Origin of the sequence: Okeania sp. SIO2F4 (assembly GCF_010672385.1) — a bacterium.
In the GTDB taxonomy this organism is placed as follows: domain Bacteria; phylum Cyanobacteriota; class Cyanobacteriia; order Cyanobacteriales; family Microcoleaceae; genus Trichodesmium.
In genome coordinates, this window is record NZ_JAAHGT010000583.1 from 1 (window position 1) to 6,131 (window position 6,131).

A 6,131-nucleotide genomic window follows, 5' to 3' on the forward strand; every position below is an offset into this window, starting at 1 on the left:
TGCGTATGAGGAAATAGTAGTTTCATTTTCTCAAGCACTCGGACTCTGAGAGGAGTTGTGGAATTTCTGACTATCGACTCTGGTGAATAAGAGCTTCAGGAAATGAAAAGTTCCGTCTCAGAGGTGAGTGGTGAATTTTTGACTATTGCGTATGGAGAGATAGTAGTTTCATTTTCTCAAGCACTCGGGGGGAGTTGTGGAATTTTCCGACTATCGACTCTGGCAAATAGAAGCTTCAGGAAATGAAAAGTTCTGCCTCACAGGTGAGTGGTGAAATTTCTGATTATTGCCTATAGAGAAATAGTAGTTTCATTTTCTCAAGCACTCGGTGGGAGTGGTGAATTTTCCGACGATCGCCTCTGGTAAATAGAAGCTTCAGGAAATGAAAAATTCCGTCTCAGAGATGAGTGGTGAATTTTCTGACTATTGCCTATAGAGAAATAGTAGTTTCATTTTCTCAAGCACTCAAAGTCTGAGGGTTTTATGAATTTTCCGACTATCGACTCTGGCAAATAGAAGCTTCAGGAAATGAAAAATTCCGTCTCACAGGTGAGTGGTGAAATTTCTGACTATTGCGTATAGGGAAATAGTATTTTCATTTCCTGAAGCACTCGAATCGGAAGGTTCGTTGGGAAATTTCTGACTATTGCGTATAGGGAAATAGTATTTTTATTTCCTGAAGCACTAGCTCGGAGGAAATTATCAAGACTACTTTTGACCTATATATATAGATGTAGTAGTTGCAAAGGAATAAAAAATATCAACCTTTTTCTTAATGCGATACATAGCACCAACTATTTAAGGTTTCTCTCGGAAAAACCTAGTTAAAAATACCTTTAGCTTTTAACTTGTGACTTACAGGTAATAGTTGAACTAGCGATCGCTTGATTAGTGGAGAAAAAAAGATAAAAGCTATAAGGATGCCAAGTCAAATTCCCAATTTCTGCCTAATTCGACCAACAAAAATATCTACTTCTGGCAAATTCATTTTCATTACTATCAAACCAAAGATACCTAACCCCGAAAAACTTGCCAAACCAAGCTCTAATAACTGCACAAAAAATCCCTCACTTCCCAACACTAACTGAGAACCCCAAAGCGCACTCCAACAAACCAAACCTGTCGCCAAAGTTCCAGCAATTAAACCTGCAAAAAGTATCAACCATTCTCCCCAAGGTAAACCCCCTAATTTCCTATCTAATAACAAGAGAAAAATTATCATTGAAATTAAATTTACTCCCACCGTTGCCAATACCAAACCAGGAGCGCCAAAAGCATTAATTAACAAATAATCTAACAGCACATTTAGAAAAATATTAAATACACTAACCTTAAAAGGAGTTTCTCCATCTCCCAAAGCATAAAAAACTCTGACTAAAACATCTCTTCCTAAATAAACAAACATTCCCACTGCATAAGCCATTAATACGGAAGCGACAAATTTTGAAGCAGATAAATCAAAAGCATAACGTTCATAAACTACCCTAACAATAGGCAAAGCTAATGTCACCATAATTGCACTTAAAGGCAACATTGTAATTCCTGTTAATATCAAAGCTTGCCGAATTCGGTATTTTAAATATTGCCAATTTTCCGGTGCAGCTAATCGAGAAAAGATTGGTAAAAATGGAACTAAAATTACATTAGAAATAATTCCCAAAGGTGTCTGTACCAATAAACCAGAATAAGCTAATGAAGCAGCAGCTTGGGGAATATAAGAAGCAAAAAATAAGTCTGTATAAACATTAATATGTAGCATTCCAGAAGATAAGGTTGCGGGTATCATTACTTTGGTAATTTCTTGTACTCCTGGGTGTCGAAAATTAAATCTTAATCGTAATTTTCCTAAACCAGCTCGCCACAATGCGGGAACTTGAATTAACCATTGTAATATTGCTCCGATGAGGGTGCCCCAGGCTAAAACTAAGCCTCCCATCATGGCATTTTCTGGTTGAATAATTTTTTCTCCTAGTTGTAGGGCTAAGATAAAAATTCCTCCTATTAAAGCTATGCTAGAAAATAGTGGGCTAATGGAAGGTAGCCAATATATATCCGCAGCATTAAGGGCGCCAAAACCAATGCCTATTAATCCTGCTAATAATGCCATTGGTGCCATAATTTGGAATTGTTGGATGGCAATTTCTCGAATTTCTAGACCTGTTGTTGTTTGGCTTAAACCTGGTGCTACTAGGTCTATTAATGGATGGGCGAAAATAATCAGACTAACTGTGACGAATAACAGGACTCCACCGACTAAGGTTGTGATGGTTTCTATTAGTGGTGCTGCTTCTGAGTTATCCCGTTTTGCTAAGACACTTACTATGGCACTATGAAATGGTCCGTTAATTCCTCCTAATAGGACTAATAAAAAGCCAGGGATGACGTAGGCGTAATTATAGGCGTCTACTGCGGCGCCTACTCCGAAGGCTGCGGCGATCGCTTGTTGACGTACTAGGCCAAATATTTTACTGATTAATGTGGCTATTGCTACGATACCTGCTATTCCTGCTAGGGAACGAGAAGTTTTTTGTGGTTGTGATTCAGACACGAGTAGAATATAGTAATGTTGTTTAAATAAGTTTAATCAGGATTCGGTATTCAGGGGTAGGAAACCGGAGGTTTGTTTTTTTTGCTGCTTTTTATTCAGGAGTTAACTGAATGATGAAAAAAATATAGCAAATTATCAAAATAGTTTATGAGTATTTAACTGACAATCATAATAATTCAGCTATTGGCTATTAGCTATAATTAATAACTGATAGGAGGAAATAAAAGCAACTTTTGAAATTGAGAGAGAACTAAAAGTATCGTCATTTTAGTTTAGATTGAGACGAATATTTCTTGCTGTTAAAGGGTTTCAGCTAAAAAACTGTTTCATTATTATTTGAAATGACTATAACTGGTAAATTAAGCTTCTTTAACCTGAGAAGGAATTATTCATTATTTGCTGACAACTGACTGGACTTGAGCTGAATGGTTACTGACAATTTCATTGGTTTATGGATTATTAAAAATATTAAGGGTTGGATATTGTTTGTCAATTTTTATTCTGATTTTAAACGTTTCTTTAAGTGGTCATCTGGAAGTAATAAAATAAGCACTCAAACAAATTTAATAGCTTAATTACTATGGACGATCGCCGACTGGAAAAAGGCTTGGCTTTGAAACAGTCTAGAAAGGGATTTGGAAAAGATGTTATTAAACGTTTAAGCAGTTTTTTACCAGAATATCAAAATAAATATGGTTCTGATGAAATTGTAATGATTACTCTTAATGCTTTACAAGAATATTATGATTTTAATTTAGAACTTGGTTTAGAGAATGAGACAAATGAGACGGCTTATCAAACTATTTCTCAAATTAAAAATAACCGGAACCTCAATAATCATCTCTTAGGAAAAGAGGGTGGAACTAAAACAGTCAAAAAATCTGATATTCAAGCATTAGCAAAAATTGATATTGGATAATTTTTTACTTCTCGATATAGTATCCGCAAATTCACAGATGAAGAGGTGGAGCTATCATTAATAGAACAAGCCTTCAACAATTAATAATTAATAATTAATTATTACCTCTTCTGATAACAGATAGGATTGCCTAAAAGGAATTTTTTTTCTTCTCTTGGTTGATTGGAGGCAAGCGAGGAGACCTCGCCATCCCTCAACCGCTTTTTTCTCCATGAATGGAGAGGCTTTATACCTTAATTTTTCGGTAATAATGACTCAACAAACACTTTCTGTTTGTAATTTTCAATCCTGTAGAGTATATGCTTTTAGTGAATAAAATAATAAGCAAAAAAAAAAGGTTTTTTTGTCAAAATGGCAATAGAGGTTTTGGAGATAAAGCTAGTAAAGTATTAATTTTAACCTCTAATTTAGAACATTTTGCCTCTATAGGAGAAAGATATTAAGTTTGGATTGATGCGGGTATGTTTTCTATGTCATTAGTTTATGGATTGCATTATCTTGGTTTAGGAACTTTTTGTCTCAATTGGAGTGTTAAAAATAAACAGGATAAGCAACTATAGCACTACGCATTAAGGCTCTTGACATTTCTAAACCCTGAAACCTTTTAACCGTTTACTATTCCCTCCATACCTATTCCCTATTCCCGATTCAAGTAGCGCTATAAAAATGATTGCTGGAATTCCAGATTCTGATTTAGTAATTATGATGATTACAGTTGGTTATTTACCTGAATAATTTAAGGTTAAACAGTATCCCTGAAAGCCTCTCAAGGAAGTATTGATAATTGGGAATAATTAGAAAAAATATCCTTAATTTCCATAAATTATTAAACTCTTTCTGAACCTTGTTCATATCTGAAAAATATTCAAAACAATTATTTTCGAGAATTATTATGAGTGATTTATTGCTTACAATTTTTTTGCCAATATCTTCTTTATTAATTTCCACTTATGCTTTATTGCTGTGGATTATTCGTATATTTGGTTTTGTTCGTCGTCTTCCTAATTCGGCAATTATTCTGCCACCTGCTGCTCCTGGTAGTTTAGGAGATGAAGCAATGGTTTGCGCTTCGATAGACTATCTAAGGAAACAAGGAATAGAAAATATTAGTCTTATAGAGCATACTAATAAGCAGACATATCCAGTTGATATAATTGAGAATATACGTCTGAGAAATTTCTTTATGTATCAAAGTTGGTATAAATTTATTGCCTCTTTTATATACGTAGGCTGGAAAGTTAATCAATATGAAAGATTTTATGCTCTTGGTGCAGATGTGATGGATGGATATTATTCTAATTATTATACTTTTAAAACTGTCAAAATGGCAGAAATAGCCTCTTTTCTTGGTTGCTCAACAGGAATTTTAGGTTTCAGTTGTAATCGTCAACCAACAAATATTTCCAAACAATTACTCAGTGCATTACCATCAAGTGTTGGGCTGAATGCAAGAGATAAAATTTCATATCAAAGATTAATTGATTCAATTTATCACCCTGTTAATTTAGTAGCAGACTTAGCTTTTTTATTAAAACCTGCTGAACAGTCAGAGAAATTAGCTAGAGTATTGGAATGGGTTAATACTCAGAAAAGTCAAAATAAAATTGTTTTGGGAATAAATATTCATATCCTACTATTGAAAAAATTAGAGGGAATCACAGCTAATGATTTGGTTCAAGTTTTAGCTGAAACTATAACAAAATTGCACCAAGATAATCAGCAATTAAATTTTATTTTTTTACCTCATGATCGTCGTAAATTTAGTGGTTTTAATGATAATTTTTTATCAAAAAAAGTAATAGAAAGTCTTCCCTCTGAAGTTGCTTCATCCTGTTTCAAAATTCCTTTTCCTTGTTTAGCTAGAGAAATTAAGGCAATAGTTAAACATATAGATTGTGTACTTACTGGTAGGATGCACTTAGGCATTGCTTGTTTAGGGCAGGGTACACCAATTGCTTGTATTACTTATCAGGGAAAATTTGCAGGTCTCTACCAACACTTTAACCTTGAACCTTTATTTATCGAACCGAAAAAACTATTCGTTCCTAATCAAAATGAGTTAGTGGAATTAGTGCATAAATTAATCGCTCAAAGACAAAGTTTGCACGAACAAATTATAAGTAAACTTGATGAAGTTAAAGAACTTTCCCAAGCAAACTTTACTTCAATTATCTGATTTTTTTCTAGCTGAAGGCAACTTTTGGCTTAATTTGATTTCAGGAAAAATTCTAGGTTAAAAAGAGAAACTAAACTGTCTAATCGTTGATTTATATAAAGGTTGGCAGAAGACCCACGTTTTCCTGTAAAGAAGCGTCGGGATGAATACCAACCCATGCTATAATAATACCGCTTTAGTGTTAGTAATTAGGTTAAAAACATTGAAAGCTAGATACAAATCAGGAATTAGTTTGGTTGAAAGATGTAGCATCTACACCATTACAACAATCTCTTTCATTAATTGATAATGGATAATGGATAATTACAAGAAGGTTAAAACCATGAGGGAATTGAATATAAGGAAATTCAAGAGCACTTTTCTCTAGGGGAGATTGGATATGGCGTACTTCGGAGCGGCTCTGCATTCAGAGAGAAACCTCGCCATCTAAGGACTGCTTTTTCCCCTTGATTTGTACTGGAAAACGTAAAGGTATCAAAGTTAATCCT

4 protein-coding genes are annotated in these 6,131 nt (G+C 34.2%); 2 read left to right on the plus strand and 2 right to left on the minus strand.

Annotated elements, in window-relative coordinates; all coding sequences use genetic code 11:
• Nucleotides 1–928: 928 nt before the first annotated feature.
• Complete coding sequence (gene murJ / locus F6K22_RS28000; RefSeq protein ID WP_293105664.1) at nt 929–2,548, minus strand: murein biosynthesis integral membrane protein MurJ; 1,620 nt, start codon at nt 2,546–2,548, stop codon at nt 929–931.
• Nucleotides 2,549–3,128: 580 nt separating this feature from the next.
• Between murJ and F6K22_RS28005 the strand changes: the two genes are divergently transcribed.
• Complete coding sequence (locus F6K22_RS28005; protein WP_293105667.1) at nt 3,129–3,467, plus strand: hypothetical protein; 339 nt, start codon at nt 3,129–3,131, stop codon at nt 3,465–3,467.
• Between the two features lie 892 nt (nt 3,468–4,359).
• Nucleotides 4,360–5,643 (plus strand): polysaccharide pyruvyl transferase family protein, encoded by a 1,284-nt coding sequence (locus tag F6K22_RS28010; protein ID WP_293105670.1) that lies wholly within the window; start codon nt 4,360–4,362, stop codon nt 5,641–5,643.
• 220 nt (nt 5,644–5,863) lie between these two features.
• Here F6K22_RS28010 and F6K22_RS28015 read toward each other — a convergent pair whose 3' ends face one another.
• Nucleotides 5,864–6,049 carry a hypothetical protein gene (locus tag F6K22_RS28015; protein WP_293105673.1) on the minus strand — a complete coding sequence of 62 codons (186 nt, stop codon included), beginning with the start codon at nt 6,047–6,049 and terminating at the stop codon, nt 5,864–5,866.
• Nucleotides 6,050–6,131 lie beyond the last annotated feature (82 nt).

What these genes read in the sequence shown, in the direction of transcription:
- F6K22_RS28015 (WP_293105673.1), bottom strand. Translation starts at nt 6,049, where the DNA reads ATGCAGAGCCGCTCCGAAGTACGCCATATCCAATCTCCCCTAGAGAAA.
- F6K22_RS28010 (WP_293105670.1), top strand. Translation starts at nt 4,360, where the DNA reads ATGAGTGATTTATTGCTTACAATTTTTTTGCCAATATCTTCTTTATTA.
- F6K22_RS28005 (WP_293105667.1), top strand. Translation starts at nt 3,129, where the DNA reads ATGGACGATCGCCGACTGGAAAAAGGCTTGGCTTTGAAACAGTCTAGA.